This is a genomic window from Myxococcus sp. CA023, assembly GCF_010998615.1.
Taxonomy (GTDB): domain Bacteria; phylum Myxococcota; class Myxococcia; order Myxococcales; family Myxococcaceae; genus Myxococcus.
Window position 1 is genome coordinate 38992 of the sequence record NZ_JAAEAH010000043.1, and the last position, 20128, is coordinate 59119.

The following is a 20128-nucleotide window of genomic DNA, read 5'->3' on the forward strand; positions in this document are numbered from 1 at the left end:
GGCGACAGTGCGGCGGCGCATGATTGCTCCAGAGTCCCTTGAACGCGCGGTGGAATTGCTGCGGCACGGTGGTGTCGTCGCCCTGCCGACGGAAACCGTCTACGGTCTGTCCGCCAACGCGGAGGACGAACTGGCCGTGCGCCGCGTCTTCGCCATCAAGGGACGCCCCGCCACCCACCCGCTCATCGTCCACATCCCAGGCGTCGAACACCTGAACACGTGGGCACGTGAGGTCCCGGAGGCCGCACGGAAGCTGGCCGAAGCCTTCTGGCCCGGGCCGTTGACGCTGGTGCTGCCGCGCACGGCGCGGGCCACGGATGCCGTCACGGGTGGGCAGGACACGGTGGCTCTGCGCGTGCCGAATCACCCGGTGGCGCTCGCGGTGCTCCAGAAGCTGGGCGGAGGCCTGGCGGCACCGAGCGCGAACCGGTTCGGGAAGGTGAGCCCCACCACGGCGGAACACGTGCGGGAGGACCTGGGCGGAGACGTAGACCTCGTCCTGGATGGAGGCCCGTGCACGGTGGGGGTGGAGTCGACCATCGTGGACTTGAGCTCGGATGAGCCCGCGATTCTCCGGCCCGGCGGTCTGGCGGCGGAGGACGTGGAGCGGGTGCTGGGGCGCAAGGTGCCGGTGCGCACGTCGTCGACGGTGCGCGTGTCGGGTTCACTGGAGTCGCACTACGCGCCGCGTGCTGGCGTGGTGCTGACCGAGCCTGGACAGGCGGTGGCGCGCGTCCAGGAACTGCGTGGACAGGGATTGCGCGTGGGTGTCCTCGGACCGGCGAGCCTTGCGTTGCCCCCCGATGTGCCGCGCTTCGATGTACCGGATGAGCCTGCTGGGGCAGCGCGTGTGCTGTACGCCCGGCTGCGTGAAGCGGATGCCCAGGGGCACGACGTGCTGGTGGCGTGCCTCCCGGCGGAGAGTGGGCTGGGCATCGCGGTCCGGGACCGGCTGTCGCGGGCCGCCGCGCCGCGGGGGTAGCGATTACGCAATCGGGGCCCACCTTCGGTACAGTGGGCGGATGGAGACAGCGCGCAGCGCATCCAGCAGTTCGTCCGTTCACATGGATTGGGTCCGATGGTTCGGTTGGACCTGCGCCGCAGTCCTAGCCAGCCTCGTTTTCGCGATTATAACCAAGGGGCTGGGGGCTGCGACGGCCTACAACCTGAATGGATTTCCACGCGTCCACCTTTATGCTGGCGAAATCCTTTCGGATGTATCGGCTGGCGTTGCGCAGTACCTGGCCGTCTTCATGTGCGGGAGGAAGGGCCGACCTGCCTTCTGGACTGGCATCATCGTCACCGAATTCGTTCGATTTGCCCCCGGGGCAGCACTGCTCGCTGCGATTGCTGCGACCACATCATTCGAAATTGGAACGCTGCACTACAGCCCGTTCGTCTGGTGGACAGTGAGGGCCCTTGTCGCAACCGCATGCCTCGGTTGGCTGTGCATGAAACGAGCGCGTCCAAGCGTGGGCCTTGTGTTCGTCTCGGCACTCACCAGCGTTTCACTGCTGTGGATGGTCAGCATGCAACACCACGGGTTCGGCATCGACCTCATCCTTCCAGGGAGAAGCCAACTCCTTTGGGAACTGCTCGCGCAGTGACCCGGCATCAAGGCGCACGGCATTCATGTTGGTGAATCCCGAGCACGTCTGCCGGCAAGGTCACGGCAAGGAAGCAGGGCTCTTGAAACTCTACGTGGTTGAAGAAGACAGGGCCGCTGGGTTCACCGGAAACCTACGAGCCGTGCCGCCCTGGGGACTCCCAGGCGTCAGCCCCTGCGACACATGTGGAGCCGCAGGCGGCTGGGCTGGCCTCCAGTACCCGTGTGTCGACCTGTCGGGCCTCCAGCAGCGCAAGGCGCTCGAAAACCCAGGCCGGCAGGTCAGCTTCGAGGAATTCTCCCGATTGAGGGACTTGGTTCGTCCATTCGCGCCCGACTGGGCTCGGCTGGAACCAGGCGCCGATTTCGGTCCGCCCACCGGTACGGGCAGCGGCACCTTTGGCGACCTCTTCCTGCAGAACCCATGGTCGCTCTACATCCGCCGTGAAGCCGTGGAGCGCCTTCAGGGCGCGGGCATTCATGGCCTGTCAGGCTGCCCGCTGAACGTGCGGTTCCGAGGAAAGAACCCGCCCGAGCTGCTCGCCATGCAGTTGGAACTCCATGGCCGACTGCACATTGATGGCGTGCCGCCAGGAGAGAGCCCTGTCTGCCTGACATGCGGGGTGTCCCGACACGAGTTACCTCGGCCGCCAATTCTCGATGTTCGTTCGATGCCCGATCCTCCAGATCTTTTCCGGCTTTACAACTGGCCCACTCTCATCGTGGCGAGCGAACGCATGGTGGCCGCAGTGCAGCACCTCTCCTTGCGTGGCATTCGCTTCAGCGAATTCGCGACCCGCCAAGGACCGTCCGTCTCCGTAACCTAGAGAAAGGCGATATGCTCCGCGAATGGAGTATTCACCGAGCGCAGCGTCCTCACTGAGGACACGCTACCTGGAATGGGGCCGCTGGGTCGGTTGGACCGTCGTCGCGGTCGTGGTGAACTTTGTACTCTCGGCGGTGACCTCTTTCGGAGGGAGGTACACGACGTCCGGCGGACAGGGCGATTGCATTTCCATCGGGTCGGCAACTTCCGATGTCGTCCTTGGCATGACGCCAGTCTTGGCCGTAGTCCTGTTCGGCAGAAAAGGCCCAAGCGCCTTCTGGACTGGCGTCGTGACCACCGAATTCGTTCGGTACGTCCCCTCAGCTGCGCTGATGGCGTGGGTCATCGCGGTCACTCCCATCCAAATGGGCACACTGCACCACTCCGCAATCTTCTGGTGGACGTCCAGGTCACTCATCGCGACGGGGGCCGCCATCTGGCTCTGCATGAAGCGAGAAGGTCCAGGCCCGCATGACATGGTCGTCTCGGGGCTCGCGAGTGTCACACTGCTAATGCTCCTGAGCCTGCGGTGGGATGACTTCCCCGTCAATTTCATCCTCCCATGGAGAACTGACCTCCTCTTGCAACTGGCCTTACGAGGACCTCCACACTGAGCAAGAACAAGAAAGAGCCACTCTCCGGCAAGCAACGCAGAGCCGCGATGAAAGACATCGTGGGTTCCGACCAGCACGCCATCGTCAACGCGGCAACACTCCTTTCGGGGGACCCAACAACGACAGGGGAACTGCTGGAGCTGCTCAAGGCCGAAAACAGGGCCGAGCCGCGACAGGGAATCCTCCATGCGCTCTCCTGGCACGGCGACCTCAGGACATGGGGCCTCATGGTGCGAATCCTCGCCGACGACAAAGAGGCCCCCAAGGTACGAGGACAAGCCGCGGAGGGACTCGCCTACATGTTCGACCTGGTGAAAGCCGATTCGCCTGAGTTCGAACTCGCGGTCAAGACGTTGCTGGAGGCACTCTCAGACCCGTCGCTTGAGGTCCGCTACAACGCGATTTTCGCAATCGGCGCGACGAAACATCCCCCGCTCATCCCGGCACTCGAAGCACTGCTCGGCGATTCAACTCCGGTGCCCGGCTGGGATGACACCATCGGGAAGAAGGCCGCCGATGCGATTGAATGGCTGACGTGGAGCAAGTCGTCGTGACGCGACCTGAATCAGGCCTGACGCATGCCGCCGAAAGGCCTCCGCTCCGCATCGACAGGAGAAATACAGTACGCTTTTGAAATGGAACCTTCTGCGACTGCGAGCGCTGCGCTGGCAAGGCCCCGTCCTGAATGGCTTCGAATCTTCGGATGGACCTGGGCGGCGCTCTTCGCAGTCCAGGTCTTCGAATTCGCGAGCAGACGGGTATCGGACGAGTGGCATTACTCCATGACGGGAGGGCCAGGGGACTGCATGTACTTCGGCGACGGGGTCTCAGACATCATGACAGGCCTTGCGCAACTTGTGGCTGTTTTCATGATTGGAAGAACGGGTCCGAGAGCATTCTGGACTGGCATCGTCACCACTGAATTCATCCGATTCGTCCCTACCGCCACCCTCATCGCGTGGTCCAGTGCTTCGCCCCCGCCCGATTTTGAGACGTTGCTTCGCTCCGCCCTTTTCTGGTGGCCATTAAGAGGCATCATTTCAGCCGTGGCCGTCATCTGGCTATGCATGAAGCAAGACCGACAGAGTTCGCTGGCCGTGTCGCTGCTCGCAAGCCTCACGATCCTCGGGGCATTAAGCCTATTGAACAGGGAGCTCTCCTTCAATGCCGCGCTCCCCTGGAGAACCGATAGCCTTTTGATCATGTTCGAACCCCGTGAGAGTCGCCCTTTTCATTAGACGCCCTCGATGTGATGGACGGGTGTTCGACGTCGGAGCACGAGAACCAGGGTCGGCCCCTGCATCCCCCATGAATCAGTGCCGAGTCCGGGGCCCTTCCTCTTCCCCAGGCGGAGCCAGCCGCTGGGACAACAGCCCCAGCAACTCCTGTGTCGACAGCCGTCCCGCCGCATCCTTCCCTTCCAGCACACCCGCAACCAGCGCGCGCTTGTGCTCGTGCAGCGACAGCATCTGCTCCTCGATGGTCCCCCGCGTCACCAGGCGGTACACCGTCACCGGCCGCTCCTGCCCAATCCGGTGCGCGCGGTCAGAGGCCTGGTCCTCCACGGCGGGGTTCCACCACGGGTCCAGGTGAATCACCGTGGTCGCCGCCGTGAGATTGAGCCCGAAACCACCGGCCTTGAGCGAAATCAGGAACAGCGGCACGTCCCCCTCCTGAAACGCGCGGACCCGCTCGGCCCGAGCCCCCGCGGGCGTCTGCCCATCCAGGTACTCGTAATCAATCCCCTCCGCGTCCAGCACCCCGCGCACCAGAGCCAGGTGGGAGGTGAACTGGCTGAACACGAGCGCGCGATGCCCCTCCGCGCGGAGCTCCCGCACCAACTCCATGAACCGCTCCAGCTTGGCCGACTCCAGCTTCGACCCGGCGTCATACAGCCGCGGATGTGAAGCCAGGAGCCGCAGCCGTGTGAGCGCCGCCAGAATCTCGATGCGCCGCTCCTGCTCTTTCATCTTCGGCTTGCGCGTCTCCAAATCAGAGAGCGCCGCCAGCCGCGCGTCCTCGTAGAGCGCCCACTCTTCCGACGAGAGGACAATGGGCACCCGGATGTCCGTCCGCGGAGGAAGCTGCGCCTCCACCTGAGCCTTCGTCCGGCGCAGCAGGAAGGGCTGGAGCACCCGAGCCAACGCGGGCGCGGCCGTCGGGTCCACGCCCCGCTCAATCGGCGCGGCGAAGCGCGAACGGAACGCCTCCCAGCTCCCGAGCAACCCCGAGAAGACGACGGCGAAGAGACTCCACAGCTCGCCCAGGTGGTTCTCCAGCGGCGTGCCCGACAGCGCGAACTTGAAGTCCCCCTGGAGCGCCCGCGCCGCCCGGAACCGGTGCGTCGTCGCGTTCTTCAACGTCTGCGCTTCATCGAAGATGATGGTGGAGAAGCGCAGCTTCGACAGTCGCTCGATGTCCCGCGTGAGCAGGCCATAGCTCAGCACCAGCACGTCCTTGGGCCCCAGTTGCTCCAACGTCCGGCCCCGGTCCGCCGCGTCCGAGAACAGCCTCATCCGCAGCGACGGCGCGAAGCGCTTCGCCTCGTCCATCCAGTTGAAGGCCACCGACGTCGGCGCCAGCACCAGCGCGGGCCCCAGCTTGCTCCGGTCCAGGAGCACCGTCAGCGCCTGCACCGTCTTGCCCAAGCCCATGTCGTCCGCGAGCACCCCACCCGCGCCCCACGAAGCCAGTCGCGTCAGCCAGCGGAAGCCCTCCAGTTGGTAATCCCGCAGCGCCGTCTTCAGTCCCGTGGGAACCCGCGGCTTCAGCTCCTTCGCCGCGAAGATGCGCTCCACCAGGGACTGCCACGTCTTGTCCGCCTCCACCTCGGCGCCCGCGTCCTGGAGCGCAGTGAGCGTCTCCACCGCGGAAGGCCCCACCTCCAGGCCATGGCGCGTGGCATGCGCATGGTCCGCCAGCCGCTCCAGGTGCTCTCGCAGCGCGCCTTCAATCTCCACGTAGGACGTCGAGTCCACCTGGACGAAACGTTCCTTCCGCCGCGCCGCATCGAGCAGCCGCGCCAACTCCACCCGCTCGCCTTCCACGGAGAGCCCACCCAGCACGCCAAACCAGTCCCGCTTCCGCTCCAGGATGACCTTCAGCGCCGGAGGCGCGGCGGCGTGGAACAGCCGCACCGGCGCCCCCACCCACTCCAGCTCCGGCTTCGGCTCCAGTTCCACACAGGCCGAGAGCACCGCCAGGCCGCCCTGCGCGCTGGTGAAGCGGAAGGTGAAGGGCAGCTCCTCGGGCTCCGCCGTGTCGAGCGGCAACCGGGCCTGAAGCAACTCCGCCGCGTCGCGCTCCTGAATGAAGTCACGCACCGCGTGCACGGCCCCCGCCCCCCGCCGGACGTGGACGTCGCGTGCCCCCTCGCCCGGAATGAACGTGGGACTGTCCGGCAACGGGCGCGTGCGCAGCTCCACACGGACCGCCCCGCTCGCATGCGCCTCCATGCGCACCACGGGGGCGTAGCGCAGCGGCACCGACTCCCCCAAGACGCTCCGAGGTAGCGCCACCGGCACGCGCAGGGACAGCTTCGACAGCTGGTCCAGCAGCGCGACGTGGCTCTCCGGCGGAAACGAATTGCCGTGGCGGTTCAGCGCCGTCAGCAGCGCGCGGACCTCGGGGCCCGCGTCCAGCACCGTCAGCAGCCGCTGGCTGTCATCCCAGATGTAGAGCCCCTCCTCCGGCTGAGCCTTGCGCACCCGGTCCAGCATCGCCATGGGCAGCATCGCGCCATCCACCCCCGCGCTCACGATGACCACGCCGCCCCGGTCCTCGGCGACGAGCCCGACCTTCGCGCGCTCGATGCGCACCAGCAGGTCCGGGTTCTCATCCAGGTGGATGCGGGGATGCCCCACCAGTTCGAAGAGCAGCGCGCGCGACGCGGGGGCCTCCGACTCCGGCAGCAACGCCGCCAGGCGCGCGTCCGCCGCCGACAATTGCGAGCCATGGTCCTGCAGCAGCTTGCGCCGGCTCACCTTCGCGCCCGTGCTGCGCTGTCCCTTCTTGTTGCGCTTGTGCACGTAGGCCGCGAGCTCCACGCCGTACCCGTTGATGACGTCCAGCCGCCAGGAGACCTCGCCGCCTCCGGGCCCACCGGGACTGTCGTCAACGGCTCGCTCCAGCGCCCGCAGCGCGCGCTCCCAACCGGGACGGACCAGTTCCTCCAGCTCCTCTCCAAAGGACTCGGACCAGGGCTGGCGCAACCACAGCAACGCCGTGTCGATGGCCGCCAACAGGTGGACGCAGAACGTCGCGCCACAGGAGCAGTCCCCCGTCACCTCGGTGGGAGCGAAAATCAGCCGGGCCTCGGGAAGGATGAAGCCCGCATGCGCCCCCACTGGCAGCTCGGAGATGCGCGTCTCGCGAAGGCGGAAGCCCGGGAGCGGAGCGTCGTACTGCATCAGATCCGGCACCAGCGCGTGCATGGGCCGGGGAGCGACGGACGCTGGAACGCGCGCACGCAGCGCCAGCAGCAGACCATGGACGCGGTGCGTGCGGGACTCGGCGGGCGGAGCGAGCCGCTCCTCGAGCGAAGCCCGCGACGCCTCCGCGCCGAGCCGCTCCGCCTCCACGAAGCGCCAGGCGAGCGTGGGCAGCAGCTCCTTCATCCGAGGAGACGGCATCGCCTCCGTCATCCAACGCGCCAGCGAGTCCGTGCTCAGCAACTCCACGAGCCTTCGGCGGGCGAGCACGGGACGTGCCTGGGGCAACCAGGCCGCTTCCACCAGCGGCATCAGCACCGCCAGGCTCAGCCGCGACAAGTGCTCGAGCCCCTGCGCCCGCAGCCACGCCAGCGCGTCACGGGTCGTATCGAACAAGGGAGTCACGGGCTTCTCAGGCGGCTCGGACATGCACCCGCTTCTTCGCAAAGCACGCACGAAACGCAAGCAGACCCGTGACGCGAGGACGCAAGACGGCTGGCTGCCCCTGCACGGCCCCGCTCCACTTTCCGTATGTCCCTGCCGATATGGCCCCCCTGGCCGTGGCGTTTTCACCCAACGACACACGTCCCGCGTCCCACACGGAGGCCCGCCGATGACGATGACCCCCGCGTTCGTAAGCATCCTCACGCTGCTCGCACTGGTGGGTTGCACGAACCAACGCAAGACGCTGCTGGAGCGCACGAGCAGCTATGTGGTGTACGACATGCCCGCACGGCAGGTCATGAAGGCCGCCGAGGCGATTCTGAGTGAGCGCGGCTATGCCCTGCTACCCAGCACGGACCCGATGTTCCTCATCACGCCGTGGAAGGTCTCCGGCAACTACGACGTCTTCACCCACTGGTCCCGCGTCTACGTCGAGGGGCACAAGCGTCCCGACGGCCGGTTCACCGTGCGCGCATACCATATGGCCGCCAACATGCCCGCCCGGACGCAGTCGCTGCCGACGCCGGAGACGACGACCATGACGGCCCCCGAGGAGAAGCAGAACATCATGCCCACGGTCCTGCTCTCCACCGAGCCCGTGCTGGTGCGCTCCGCCAGGCCCAACCTCCGCAGGGACCTTGAACTCGAATGGGCCATCATGGAGCGGCTCGACCCAGACTTCGCCGGACGCGTCAAGACGCAGGTCGACGTGTATCTCGCCCATTCGTCCTCGAAGCGGCCGGGTGACGTACTTGAATGACCTCGCCTGCTTCGATATCCCGCGAGGGCTGCCAAGGAGCGTCCCCGCGTGAAGCAAAGCGTGTTTGGTCTGGTCGTCGCCCTGTCACTGACCGCCTGCAAGGAAGAGCCTCGTGGGAAGATGGAGCCCATTCCCCGCCCGCCGGGGATGAAGGACGCCCCGCCTCCCGCGGAGGCCGCTCCCGCGGCTGCCGCGGAGCCGCCCGTGGACCCGTCGAAGGTGGTCCTCCGGTGGAAGATTCCCCAGGGCGCGCCCACGTCGTACCGGCTCGACATCGAGCGCACCGGCGGCGCGCCCGCCAGCACCGAGGCAGTCACGTCCCCCAAGAGCGCCAAGGGCAAGGGCAAGGAGAAGCCCGCGCCCGTCGCCGTTGCCCCCGCGGCCCTGCCCGGGCCCGTCACCTACTTCATGGAGCGGACCGACTCGGGTGACTACCGCCTCCGCGTCGTCCCCGTGGGCAGCAACGCCGACGCGGACACGGCCACGCTGAGCGAGCGCGGCTTCGTGCTCGACGGCCTGCAGGGCGCCACCCGCAACACCGCCACCCTGGTCCTGGAGCTGCCGAGAGATCCGGTGGGCACCGGTGACACGTGGTCGCTCGGCACCGAGCTGATCCTCATGGAGGCGCTGGGGCCCCAGTTCCAGGCCGGCCAGCCCGAGCGGAGCAACCGCGTGAAGCTCGCCAGCCTGACGCCCGCCGACGGGGGCGAGCAGGTGGCCACGCTGGAGTACGACATCTCCGAGAAGCTGGCCGGCAAGGTCCGCGCGAAGGATGAGCCCCCCACCTCGCCCGCACGCGCCGCGGAGGAAGACGCGGAGGCGGACGACTCGGAACGCCCCCGGCCCCGGGCCACGCCCGAAACCAGCGCCAGCGCCGAGGTGAACATCACCGGCCGCGGCGAGTTCCTGGTGAAGGCCGGGCGGTGGCGCTCCTGGGAAGGCACCGTCACGTCGGTGACGAAGGGCGGCTTCCCCACCGCCGCGGTCCAGGTGCCCACTGGCGCCCTGAAGCTGCGCCTCACCGCGGTGGAATCGGCGCCGGCGCCGACGGCCCAGCCACAGCAGTAGGCGGCCCGTCCGACTCGCGCACCATGCGCACCACGGCGTCCACCCAGGCCGGGTGGGCGTTGAGGGAGGGGACCAGCGTCAGCGACTCCCCTCCCGCCTCCACAAACTGCTCCCGCGCGCGGAGGCCAATCTCCTCCAGCGTCTCCAGGCAGTCCGCCACGAAGGCCGGGCACATCACCGCCAAGCGCTTCACGCCCTTCTTCGCCAGCTCCGGCAACACCACGTCCGTGTACGGCTTCACCCACGGCGTGCGGCCCAGCCGCGACTGGAAGGACACGCTCCACCCATCCGCTGGCAGGCCCAGCCGCTGGGCCAGCCCCCGCGCCGTCGCGTAGCTCTGCGCGCGATAGCAGTGGCGGTTGGCGTCCGTCATGGCGTCGCAGCACGAGGCGGTGGACAGGCAGTGCGTCCCCGTCGGGTCGCTCTTGCGCATGTGCCGCTCCGGCAGGCCATGGAAGCTGAAGAGGACGTAGTCGGCGCGCGCGTCGTCAATCACCGGCCGCGCCACTGCGGTGAAGGCATCCAGGAAGCCTGGGTGCTCGAAGAAGGCCGGCACCGCGCGCACGAAGGGCACGTCCCACGACTGGGCCAGCACCTCGTAGGTGCGCGCCAGCGAGGACGCGGTGGAGGACGCGGCCTCCTGCGGGTACAGCGGCAGCACGGTGAACTCCGACACGCCGCGCGCCTTGAGCGCCGCGATGCCGTCGGGGATGGAGGGCGAGCCATACCGCATGGCCAGCACCACCTCGTACTCCCCCGCAAGCCGCTCGGCCACCTGGGCCGCCAGGGCCTGGCTGTACACGAGCAGCGGCGAGCCCTCCTTCATCCAGATTTTGCGGTACGCCTCCGCGCTCTTCGCGGGACGCATCGGGAGGATGATGAAGTTGAGCAGCGCCCAGCGGCCCAGCGGGTGGATGTCGATGACGCGCGGGTCATTGAGGAACTCGCGCAGGTAGCGGCGCACGGGCCCCGTCTGCGGGGCATCCGGCGTCCCCAGGTTGACGAGCAGCAGCCCTCGCTTCGAAGTGGGCGTTGGCATCAGTGCAGGGAGTTGGGAAGGGTGAGCGCGAACTCGGCGATGCGCGCTTCGAAGTGCGTGCCGTCCGGCCGCACCATGTCATAGGTGCCGCGCATGGTGCCGAAGGGCGTGCGCAGCATGGCCCAACTCGTGTACTCGAACCGCTCTCCGGGCCCCAGGTTGGGCTGGCGGCCCACCACGCCCTCGCCCTTCACCTCTTCCACCTTGCCCGTGGCATCGGTGATGACCCAATGGCGCGCCTTGAGCTGCGCCGGCGCGTCGCCCTCGTTGGCAATCTCCACCGTGTACATGAAGGCGAACTGCCCGGACTCCGGAGCGCTGCGCTCCGGCCAGTAGGCGGGCTTCACGGTGATGCGGATGCCGTCGGTGGTGGCGCTGGAGGACATGCCCCCAGATTTGGCGGCAACGGCGGCCACTTGCAAGGAAAACGCTGGGTTGGGAGCCCCAGCGCCCTGCCTAGGTCTTGGCGCTTTCCCGGTCCTGTCCGGGCTCGGGCTGCTTCGGCCACACCAGCGAGGCGATGATGGCCGCCACCAGCACGCCGGCAATCACGCCCAGCGAGATGCCGATGGGGACGTGGATGTCGAAGAAGGTGATGAGCATCTTCACGCCCACGAAGCCCAGGATGGCGCTCAGGCCCACCTTCAGGAAGTGGAACTTCTCCATCAGGCTGGCCACGACGAAGAACAGCGAGCGCAGGCCCAGGATGGCGCACACGTTGGACGTGTAGATGATGAAGGCGTCCTGGCTGATGCCCAGCACCGCGGGGATGGAGTCCAGCGCGAAGAGCAGGTCCGTGGCTTCCACCACCAGCAGCACGATGAACAGCGGCGTGAACTTGCGCCGGCCATCCTCCGTCACCCGAAAGCGGCTGCCTTCACCCAACCGGGCCACCGGCAGCACCCGGCGCGCGAACTTCACGATGCCCTTCTGCTCCGGGTCAATCTCCTCGTCCTTGGACACCAGCATCTTCACCGCGGTGAAGACGAGGAACGCGCCGAACAGGTAGATGAGCCAGTGGAACTGCTTCACCAGCGCCGTGCCGGCGATGATGAGGCCAGCGCGCATGACGAACGCGCCCAGGATGCCCCAGAAGAGCACCCGGTGCTGGTGCTCGGGCGCCACCCGGAAGTAGCTGAACACCATCAGGAAGACGAAGAGGTTGTCGACGGAGAGCGCGTACTCCACCACGTACGCCGTCAACCACTGGAGCCCCACGGTGGGCCCCTGGTAGTGCCAGATGCCCGCGCAGAAAATCAGGCTGAGGGTAATCCACACCAGCGTCCAGAGGCCCGCCTCCTTCGGCGTCACCGCATGGTCCTTGCGATGGAACAGCCCGAGGTCCAGCGCGAGCATCGCGAGGACGAAGACGTTGAAACCCACCCAGAGCGCGACTTGCGTGTTCACGTAGCAATCCTGTTGCAGGGTACGACGGGGCGCACCCTACCGGCGGGATGCCTGGGCGTCGACCCCCGCGTGAAACCCGCTAGACCTCCTCCTTTCGTCCAGCGGGCCCCTTCCGGCCCCGCGGGGGCTACTCCGTCGCTGGGCGGCGCAGCACCGCCAGGGAGCGGCCCACCACCTGCACGGTGCCCCCCGCCGGCGTATGCGTACGAGGCGACTCCCCCGCCAACGCCGTGTCCACCACCAGCTCCCAGTCCGCGCCCCATTCGACGGGGGGCAGCATGAAGGTGATGGGCTCGTGGTGGGCGTTCATCAGCACCAGGATGGTGTCCCCCACAATCCGGTTCCCTTCATCGTCCGGCGCGGTGATGGCGTCACCGCCCAGCAGGAACCCCAGGGAGCGCACGTAGGGCTTCTCCCAGTCGTCCTTGCACATCTCCTTGCCGTCGGGCCGGAACCACGCCAGGTCCTTCAGCTCGCTGTCCCACATATGGGCGCCGCGGAAGAAGCGCCGCTTGTGCAACACCGGCTGTTCGCGCCGCAGCTTGGTCAGGGCGCAGGTGAAGTCCAGCAGCGCGCGCTGCGTGTCGTTCAGCGCCCAGTCCACCCACGACAGCTCATTGTCCTGGCAGTAGGCGTTGTTGTTGCCCTTCTGCGTGCGGCCCATCTCGTCGCCGGCCACCAGCATGGGCACGCCCTGGGACAAGAAGAGCGTGGCCAGGAAGTTGCGCTTCTGCTGTTCGCGCAGCGCGTTGATCTTGGCGTCGGTCGTCTCGCCCTCCACCCCGCAGTTCCAGGAGTGGTTGTCGTTGGCGCCGTCGCGGTTCTCCTCACCGTTCGCCTCGTTGTGCTTGTCGTTGTACGTGACGAGGTCGTGCAACGTGAAGCCGTCGTGCGCGGTGACGAAGTTCACGCTCGCGGAGGGCATGCGGCCGGACAGTGAGAACAGGTCCGAGCTGCCGGTGAGGCGGTAGCCAATCTCCGCCGCCTGCCGGTCATCGCCCTTCCAGTAGCGGCGGATGGTGTCGCGGTACTTGCCGTTCCACTCGCTCCACAGCACCGGGAAGTTGCCCACCTGGTAGCCGAAGTCGCCCACGTCCCAGGGTTCGGAGATGAGCTTCACCCGGCTGAGTACCGGGTCCTGGTGGATGATTTGGAAGAAGGCGGCGCGGGTGTCGTAGCCGTGTCTGTCTCTTCCCAGCGTGGTGGCCAGGTCGAAGCGGAACCCGTCCACGTGCATCTCCTCCACCCAATAGCGCAGGGAGTCGGCGACGAGCTTCAGCGCGTACGGGTGCGTGGCGTTCCACGAGTTCCCGCACCCGGTGACGTCCAGGTAGTAGCGCGGGTCCTTCTCCGTGAGCCGGTAGTACGCCGCGTTGTCCACGCCCTTGAAGGACAGCGTGGGGCCCAACTGGTTGCCTTCGCAGGTGTGGTTGTAGACGACGTCGAGCAGCACCTCGATGCCAGCGCGGTGCAGTTGCTTCACCATGCGCTTGAACTCGTCCACCTGCCCGCCCAGCGAACCCGAGCCGCTGTAGCGCGCGTCCGGCGCGAAGAACCCCAGCGTGTTGTAGCCCCAGTAATTGACCTTCTCGCGCTGGATGAGGAAGGGCTCGTCAACGATGTGCTGGATGGGCAGCAGCTCCACCGCGGTGACGCCCACCTTCTTCAGGTGCTCGATGCTGGCCGGGTGCGCCAGCCCCGCGTAGGTGCCCCGCAGCGCCTCCGGGACGCGCGGGTGCAGCTTGGTGAAGCCCTTCACGTGGACTTCATAGATGAGCGTGTCGTGCCACGGCACGCGAGGCGGGGCATCGCCCTCCCAGTCGAAGGTGTCCGCGCCCATCACCACCCCCTTGGGCACGGCGGCCGCGTCATCGCGCGTGTCGAACGCGAGGTCGTCCTCCTTGGTGCCCGGCGTATAGGCGTAGATGGGGGCCTGGTAGTCCACCTGGCCGTGGATGGCTCGGGCATACGGGTCCACCAGCAGCTTGTGGGGGTTGAAGCGCAGCCCCTTCTTCGGCTCGTAGGGCCCGTGCACGCGCAGTCCGTAGAGGGCGCCCGCGGCCAGGCCAGGCACGTAGCCGTGCCACACCTGGTGCGTCGTCTCCAGCAAGGGAAAGCGGCGCGTCTCCTTCGCGGGGTCCTCCGGGTCGAAGAGACAGACCTCGACCTTCTTCGCGTGCTCGCTGAAAACCGCGAAGTTGACGCCCTGCCCATCAAACGTGGCGCCCAGGGGATACGGCTTCCCTGGAAGCACCTCGGCCCTCCTCATCCGGCGCTCCTCTCCAGCAGAATCACCGGAAACTCCGCCAGGAGCGGCCCCAGGGGCAACACCGCACCACCCGGTCCACGCTCGGGCCGCACCTGACGTCCGGTGAACACATCGCGGAACATCATGCCCGCATATGCCTCCGGAAGGTCCAGGAACGTGCTGCCGTAAGCGCCCGCCAGCCCTTCGGGGGACTGCAGGGCGGACAGGGTGTAACGCGGCGCGCAGGCCACCAACACCGTGTCGCCGTGCTCGCGGGCGAAGGCCACCGCCGCTTTCGCCCGGGCGCCGGTCAGCTCGATCGCCCGGTAGCCACCCTTCCGGAAGAGGGCCGCCTGCCGCTGGCGCAGCCGCAGGGACTCCGTCAGGACGTAGAGCTTCACCTGGCCGTCATCGAGGTTCGCCGCCAGCCGTGCGCTCAGCGCGGCCCGGTCCTTCTCCGCCTCGGCGTCCAGCGTCTCCAGCAGCCGCGCGCGCAGCGCGAAGTCCACCGGCCGCCGGTTGTCCGGGTCCACCAGCGACAAGTCCCACAGCTCACAGCCCTGGTAGGTGTCCACCACGCCGGGCGAGGCCATCTTCAGCAGCAGTTGCCCCAGTGCGTTGTACTGGCCCGCGCGCTCGATGAAGCGCTTGAAGTCCCGCACGTCCGCCAGGAAGGAGCCCGCCACCTTCGAGTCGAAGCAAGCGTCCACGTAGCGCGCCACCGCGTCGTCATAGGCGCTGTCGGGGTTGGTCCACGAGGTGCGGACCTTGGCCTCCTTGATGGCCTTGCCCATGTACTCGCGCACCCGGCGCTGGAAGTCCGCCATCTCCTCCGCGGAGTGGGAGTCGCCCATGGGCCACGCCCCCACCACCGTCTGGAAGAAGAGGTACATGTCATTGGCCGTGGGCGCCGGACCGGACGGCAGCTGAGACACCGCCTTCTCCGTCTGGCGGGCCCACTTCTTCACCCGCTTGCGCCACTCCTCCGGCACCTCGGTCAGCACGTTGATGCGCGCGCGCACGTCCTCGCTGCGCTTGGTGTCATGGGTGCTGGAGGTGAGTTGGCTGGACGGCCACCGCTCCGAGCGCTCCTGGTTGCGCAGGTGGAAGGTGTTGGCGTGGACGCCGAAGCGCTCCGGCTCGCCGCCCACCTCGTTGAGACTCACCAGCCGGTTGTAGATGTAGAAGACGGTGTCCTCCAGGCCCTTGGCCATGACGGGCCCCGTCACCTGTTGCAGCTTCATGGCGAAGCGCAGCATGTCCGCCCGCTCGCGCACGTCCGCGTGCTCCGGGTAGCGGCGCAGGAGGATGTCGCGCAGGAAGTCGAAGATGGACGCGTTGGTGGTGGCGTTGCGCTCCTTGGCGCGCTGGATGGTCCACTCGATGTACTGCACGTCGCGCCCGTCCAGCTCCGGGCGCCAGCCGTCCACGTAGGTGCGGTAGACGGGGAACAGGGCGATGAACTCCACCAGCGCCCGACGCAGCGAGTTGAGCGTGAAGTCGCGCGTGCGCCGGTTCATCTCCGAGATACCGTTGAGCGCGTGCGCCAGCACGTTGATTTCGCTGGCCATGGACACGCGCATGATGAGCAGCTTCTGCTGATAGACGAGCTCGGCGAAGTCCGCCTGCCCTCCCACGAAGCGCTCGTACGTCTCCGTCAGCGCCTTCTCCGCGTCCGGCTGGACGAACAGGCCGCTCACCGCGTTGGCGTAGCGGTAGCCCGTGGTGCCGTGCACGGCCCAGGATTCGGGCATGCGCTCGCGGCCGCCCTGAATCTTCTCCACCACCACGTACAGCGCCTTGCGCAGCCGGCTGTCCGGCTGCTGCGTCACCTCCGCGCGCCAGCGCTCGCGCAGCGTGGACTCCACCGCCGGCCAGCGCGTGTCATCCTCCGCATGCGTCTGGAGAAAGAGCGCGTGGGCCCGCTCCACGAAGTACGCCTCCTGCAGGTCCAGGAAGTAGGCGGTCGGGTCGAAGAGGCCGTCCGGGTGGTCGATGCGCAGCCCCGTGACGAGCCCCTCGCGCAGCCAGCGGAAGATGAGCGCGTGCGCCTCCTGGAAGACGTCCGGGTCCTCCTCGCGCAGCGCGGCCAGGCCGTTGATGTCGAAGAAGCGCCGGTAATTGATTTCCTCGCCCGCCACCCGCCAGTGCGCCAACCGGTAGCTGCACGCCGCCAGCACCGAGTCCAGCAGGTCGTATGAGCGCGGGTTGCCCGACTCGCCATTGAAGACGCGGACGTTGTCCTCGATGTAGGCCAGCATCTCTGGGAACTCCGCCGTCACCGCGGCCAGCCGGCGCTTGACGACCTCCTTCTCCCGGTGGCGCTCCACCACCTTCGGCCGCTCCACCTCCGTGCGCGAGGGCAGGTAGTCGATGGCGGTGAGGATGGACAGGAACTCCAGCATGCCGGGGTGCTCCCCCCCCAGCCGCGACTCCATCCGCTCCAGACCATGGCGGAGGATGCGGGAGTACTGACGCGGCGCCACCGGCAGCAGGTGGTCGTAGTAATGGAGGAAGAAGGCGCCGTCGCGGAAGGACAGCTTCAGCTCCCCTCGCTCCAGGACGATGCCGTACTGGTCCCCCAGAATCGGCAGCAACACCCTGTCCCGCAGCTCCTCCTTCACCGGCGACCAGTCGATGTCGAAGAACTTCGCGTAGACGGAGGACGGGCCGTTCTCCAGCACGTCGAACCACAGGCGGTTGTCCCGCTCGATGCCCATGTGGTTGGGCACCACGTCCAGCACCTGCCCCATGCCCTGCTCACGCAGCGCCGCGCAGAGCGCCGCGTGCGATTCGGGCGTCCCGACTTCGGGATTCAACTGTTGGTGGTCCACGCAGTCGTAGCCGTGCGTGCTTCCCGGCGTGGCCTTCAAATAGGGCGAGGCATAAAGGTCACTCACCCCCAGGCGGGCCAGGTACGGCACCACCTGCCGCGCGTCCTCGAAGGTGAAGCCCTGGTGGAACTGCACTCGGTACGTGGACAGGGGTGTGTGCGGACGCGCATCCAACTCCGACTGGACGCGCGCGTAGAGCCCTTCGGCCAGGGCCTCCGCCGTCATCGTGGCGCCACCCGCCCCATTCGAGGCGGCCCCCTCTTCTTCCAAGGCGTCGAGCAACATGTGGCGCAGAGGTAGGCCGCCCGCGCGCCGACCGCCAGCACGCAGAAACGCGTCCGCCCTCTATCCAACGCTCCGCGCCGACACGCCACCCCCTGGAAATGCAAAGGGCCCGCCGCTTGTCGCGGCGAGCCCCGAGTACGGCCACCGGGAGGCCCCGGCCAATGCTCAGCTCAGCTGCTTGTTCACCAGCGCCGTCATCTCGAACATGGTGACGCTCTTCTTGCCACCAAAGATGGGCTTGAGCTTGTCGTCGGCGTTGATCTGCCGCTTGTTCTTCGCGTCCTGCAGGCCCTGCTTCTTGATGTAGGCCCAGAGCTTCTTGACAACCTCGGTGCGCGGCAGCGGCTTCGCGCCGACGATCTCAGCGAGCGCGGCAGACGGCGTCATCTCCTTCATGAACGACGCGTTCGGCGTGCGCTTCTTCGCAGCGGGAGCCTTCTTCGCGGCGGGAGCCTTCTTCGCAGCAGCTTTCTTGGCGGCCATTCGTCTTGAGTCTCCTCCCCTCCGAAGGGGACGTTGTACGGCTTTGCTTATGTGAAGCGAGAGCCGATGCGGCGTAGAAGTAGCACGCCCAAGCCCGAAAAACAGCCCTCTCCTGCGTTTTTCCCTCTGAGCGCCCCTCTACGAACGCGGCTGGAGCCCGAGAATCAGCCTCCGGAGCACTCGGTACCCTCGCGCGCCTTCACTTCGGAACGCGTCCGGAGCCCGAAAATCAGGCTCCCGAACGCTATCTGCCCTCGGGAAACCCCTTATCGGCGTGGATCACTCCCGGAAGCGGCCGCCGGATTCTCCTTGCGGTCGTGGTGTGTTTTTTTGGATGAAACCCCAACATGAGAGCCCTCATCACCGGTGCAGGCGGCTTCCTGGGAATGTGGTTGGCCAAGGCCCTGGCCGCGCGGGGAGACAGCGTCACATGCCTGTTGCGCCCGGGAGGAGATGCCTCGGGGCTCGCGGGGTTGACCTACACGCGGGTGGAGGGCGACGTGACGGTGCCCTCCACGCTCTCAGCCGCGGTTGCGGGCCAGGACGTCGTCTTCCACCTGGCGGGCGCTCGCCGCGGCGCGACACGCGACGACTTCATGCGCGTCAACGCGGAGGGCACCCGCCACCTGTGCGAGGCCATGGTGGCCGCGGGCCACCGCCCCCGGCTGGTGCTCACGGGCTCGCTGGCCGCCTGCGGTCCGTCCACGCCCACCCGGCCGCACGTGGAGGAAGACGCCTTCCATCCCCACGAATGGTACGGGGAGAGCAAGGCGGAGGCGGAGCGCATCGCCTTCTCCTATGGAGACCGGCTGCCCGTCACGGTGTCCCGGCCGCCGCGCATCCTGGGGCCCGGGGACAGGGAGAACCTTCCCTTCTTCAAGATGGCTCAGCGCGGCATCCGGCTGGAGCTGTCCGGCGGCCCTCGCCCGTTGACCATGGTGGATGTGGAGGACGTCGTGGACATCCTCTTGTTGCAGGCCACCCACCCGGCGGCCATTGGTGAGGCCTTCTTCTGCGCGGGCCCCGGCGAGCCCCTGTCTTTGGAGAAGGTGCAGGACCTGGGCGCGCAGGCCCTGGGGCTGACGCCCCGCACCGTGCGCGTGTCCCCCGCGCTGCTGCGGGCCATGGCCACGGCGGCGGACGGCGTGTCCCAACTGACGGGCCGCAAGCTGGCCCTGAGCCGGAAGATGGCGAAACAACTGTTGGCGCCTGCCTGGACGTGCTCCGGGGCCAAGGCCGAGCGGCTGCTCGGCTTTCACCCCCAGCGCGACCTGGCGGACTCCATCCGTCGCAGCGTGCAGTGGTACCGGGAGCAGGGCTGGCTGTAGCCCCTTCTCCCCCGAGCCGCCGGGAGGCACGCCAAACTCCCGGCATCATTGACCTCCCCCCCCTCGAAGTGTCAGGAAGCCCGCAGCCCCATGTCCTCGAAAGCTGCCTTCTTCGATGTCGACGGGACGCTCGTGAAGACGAACGTCGTCCACGTCTACGCGTACTACGCGATGAACCGCGGCTCCGTCCTGGGCATCGCGGGGCGGACCCTGAGCACCGCCCTCAGCGTGCCGCTCTTCGGTGTCATGGACGCGGTGGACCGCAAGACGTTCAACGAGTTCTTCTACCGCTACTACGCGGGCCTGAGCGAAGACCGCCTGGTCACCATCGCCGAGGACATGTTCGAGGACGTGCTGCAGCCCGCCCTCTTCGAGCAGACGCAGGACCTCATCGACCAGGCCCGCCGCAGCGGATGCAAGATTGTCCTCGTCACGGGCGCGCTGGACTTCACCATGCGCCCGCTGGCGCGCCACCTGGGCGCCGACGACATGATCGCCAACAAGATGCAGTTCGTGGGCGGCAAGGCGACCGGCAAGGTGATTCCGCCCATCATCGAAGGCGCGAACAAGGCGAACGCCATCCGCGCCTACTGCACCAAGGAGGGCCTGTCGCTGGACAAGTGCCACGGCTACTCCGACAGCGCCTCTGACTACGCGATGCTCGCGGTGGTGGGCCGTCCCACCGCGGTGAACCCGGACCTGCGGCTGCGCTCCATCGCGCGCGCCTACAACTGGCCCATCCTCGACCTCAAGTAA

15 protein-coding genes are annotated in these 20128 nt (G+C 67.4%); 8 read left to right on the forward strand and 7 right to left on the reverse strand.

What is annotated here, in order from left to right; all coding sequences use genetic code 11:
- Window positions 1-19 precede the first annotated feature (19 nt).
- From F8M74_RS19805 to F8M74_RS19820, 4 genes are all read left to right on the forward strand, one after another.
- The gene (locus tag F8M74_RS19805; protein ID WP_141255547.1) at window positions 20-982 is read left to right on the forward strand and encodes an L-threonylcarbamoyladenylate synthase; all 963 of its coding nucleotides are present in this window, start codon (window positions 20-22) and stop codon (window positions 980-982) included.
- An 82-nt stretch (window positions 983-1064) separates the two neighbouring features.
- A complete protein-coding gene (locus tag F8M74_RS19810; RefSeq protein WP_141279638.1) occupies window positions 1065-1607 on the forward strand; it encodes a hypothetical protein in 543 nt (180 codons plus the stop codon).
- Between the two features lie 82 nt (window positions 1608-1689).
- Window positions 1690-2433, forward strand: a complete 744-nt coding sequence (locus tag F8M74_RS19815) for a double-CXXCG motif protein (protein WP_141255549.1) — start codon at window positions 1690-1692, stop codon at window positions 2431-2433.
- Window positions 2434-3093: 660 nt separating this feature from the next.
- Window positions 3094-3600 (forward strand): HEAT repeat domain-containing protein, encoded by a 507-nt coding sequence (locus F8M74_RS19820; RefSeq protein WP_141255550.1) that lies wholly within the window; start codon window positions 3094-3096, stop codon window positions 3598-3600.
- A 759-nt stretch (window positions 3601-4359) separates the two neighbouring features.
- On the opposite strand, the gene F8M74_RS19825 is transcribed toward F8M74_RS19820, so the two are convergent.
- Window positions 4360-7905, reverse strand: coding sequence for a DEAD/DEAH box helicase (locus tag F8M74_RS19825; protein ID WP_171410326.1), 3546 nt, complete (start codon window positions 7903-7905; stop codon window positions 4360-4362).
- Window positions 7906-8089: 184 nt separating this feature from the next.
- Between F8M74_RS19825 and F8M74_RS19830 the strand changes: the two genes are divergently transcribed.
- Window positions 8090-8680: a hypothetical protein gene (locus F8M74_RS19830; protein WP_228559845.1), complete on the forward strand. Its 591-nt coding sequence runs from the start codon at window positions 8090-8092 to the stop codon at window positions 8678-8680.
- Between the two features lie 48 nt (window positions 8681-8728).
- Window positions 8729-9748, forward strand: a complete 1020-nt coding sequence (locus F8M74_RS19835) for a hypothetical protein (protein WP_141255552.1) — start codon at window positions 8729-8731, stop codon at window positions 9746-9748.
- Here the strand turns inward: F8M74_RS19835 and hemH are convergent.
- From hemH to F8M74_RS19865, 6 genes are all read right to left on the reverse strand, one after another.
- A complete protein-coding gene (hemH, locus tag F8M74_RS19840; protein ID WP_141255553.1) occupies window positions 9699-10787 on the reverse strand; it encodes a ferrochelatase in 1089 nt (362 codons plus the stop codon). The genes F8M74_RS19835 and hemH overlap by 50 nt on opposite strands.
- Complete coding sequence (gene apaG / locus F8M74_RS19845) at window positions 10787-11173, reverse strand: Co2+/Mg2+ efflux protein ApaG (protein ID WP_141255554.1); 387 nt, start codon at window positions 11171-11173, stop codon at window positions 10787-10789. The genes hemH and apaG overlap by 1 nt, the downstream gene beginning before the upstream one ends.
- Window positions 11174-11243: 70 nt before the next feature.
- Window positions 11244-12194, reverse strand: a complete 951-nt coding sequence (locus F8M74_RS19850; RefSeq protein ID WP_141255555.1) for a TerC family protein — start codon at window positions 12192-12194, stop codon at window positions 11244-11246.
- Window positions 12195-12321: 127 nt separating this feature from the next.
- Window positions 12322-14463: a glycogen debranching protein GlgX gene (glgX, locus tag F8M74_RS19855; RefSeq protein WP_141255556.1), complete on the reverse strand. Its 2142-nt coding sequence runs from the start codon at window positions 14461-14463 to the stop codon at window positions 12322-12324.
- Window positions 14460-17561, reverse strand: coding sequence for a malto-oligosyltrehalose synthase (treY, locus tag F8M74_RS19860; RefSeq protein WP_141255557.1), 3102 nt, complete (start codon window positions 17559-17561; stop codon window positions 14460-14462). The genes glgX and treY overlap by 4 nt, the downstream gene beginning before the upstream one ends.
- Before the next feature lie 165 nt (window positions 17562-17726).
- On the reverse strand, window positions 17727-18044 hold the full coding sequence (locus tag F8M74_RS19865) for an SWIB/MDM2 domain-containing protein (RefSeq protein ID WP_011551643.1): 318 nt from the start codon (window positions 18042-18044) through the stop codon (window positions 17727-17729).
- Window positions 18045-18391: 347 nt separating this feature from the next.
- On the opposite strand from F8M74_RS19865, the gene F8M74_RS19870 reads away from it, so the two are divergent.
- Window positions 18392-19372 (forward strand): NAD(P)-dependent oxidoreductase, encoded by a 981-nt coding sequence (locus tag F8M74_RS19870; RefSeq protein WP_011551642.1) that lies wholly within the window; start codon window positions 18392-18394, stop codon window positions 19370-19372.
- Window positions 19373-19462: 90 nt separating this feature from the next.
- Window positions 19463-20128: an HAD family phosphatase gene (locus tag F8M74_RS19875; protein WP_011551641.1), complete on the forward strand. Its 666-nt coding sequence runs from the start codon at window positions 19463-19465 to the stop codon at window positions 20126-20128.

What these genes read in the sequence shown, in the direction of transcription:
- treY (WP_141255557.1), bottom strand. Translation starts at nt 17,561, where the DNA reads ATGTTGCTCGACGCCTTGGAAGAAGAGGGGGCCGCCTCGAATGGGGCG.
- F8M74_RS19805 (WP_141255547.1), top strand. Translation starts at nt 20, where the DNA reads ATGATTGCTCCAGAGTCCCTTGAACGCGCGGTGGAATTGCTGCGGCAC.
- F8M74_RS19825 (WP_171410326.1), bottom strand. Translation starts at nt 7,905, where the DNA reads ATGTCCGAGCCGCCTGAGAAGCCCGTGACTCCCTTGTTCGATACGACC.
- F8M74_RS19820 (WP_141255550.1), top strand. Translation starts at nt 3,094, where the DNA reads ATGAAAGACATCGTGGGTTCCGACCAGCACGCCATCGTCAACGCGGCA.
- F8M74_RS19875 (WP_011551641.1), top strand. Translation starts at nt 19,463, where the DNA reads ATGTCCTCGAAAGCTGCCTTCTTCGATGTCGACGGGACGCTCGTGAAG.
- apaG (WP_141255554.1), bottom strand. Translation starts at nt 11,173, where the DNA reads ATGTCCTCCAGCGCCACCACCGACGGCATCCGCATCACCGTGAAGCCC.
- F8M74_RS19865 (WP_011551643.1), bottom strand. Translation starts at nt 18,044, where the DNA reads ATGGCCGCCAAGAAAGCTGCTGCGAAGAAGGCTCCCGCCGCGAAGAAG.
- glgX (WP_141255556.1), bottom strand. Translation starts at nt 14,463, where the DNA reads ATGAGGAGGGCCGAGGTGCTTCCAGGGAAGCCGTATCCCCTGGGCGCC.
- F8M74_RS19810 (WP_141279638.1), top strand. Translation starts at nt 1,065, where the DNA reads ATGGATTGGGTCCGATGGTTCGGTTGGACCTGCGCCGCAGTCCTAGCC.
- hemH (WP_141255553.1), bottom strand. Translation starts at nt 10,787, where the DNA reads ATGCCAACGCCCACTTCGAAGCGAGGGCTGCTGCTCGTCAACCTGGGG.
- F8M74_RS19870 (WP_011551642.1), top strand. Translation starts at nt 18,392, where the DNA reads ATGAGAGCCCTCATCACCGGTGCAGGCGGCTTCCTGGGAATGTGGTTG.
- F8M74_RS19830 (WP_228559845.1), top strand. Translation starts at nt 8,090, where the DNA reads ATGACGATGACCCCCGCGTTCGTAAGCATCCTCACGCTGCTCGCACTG.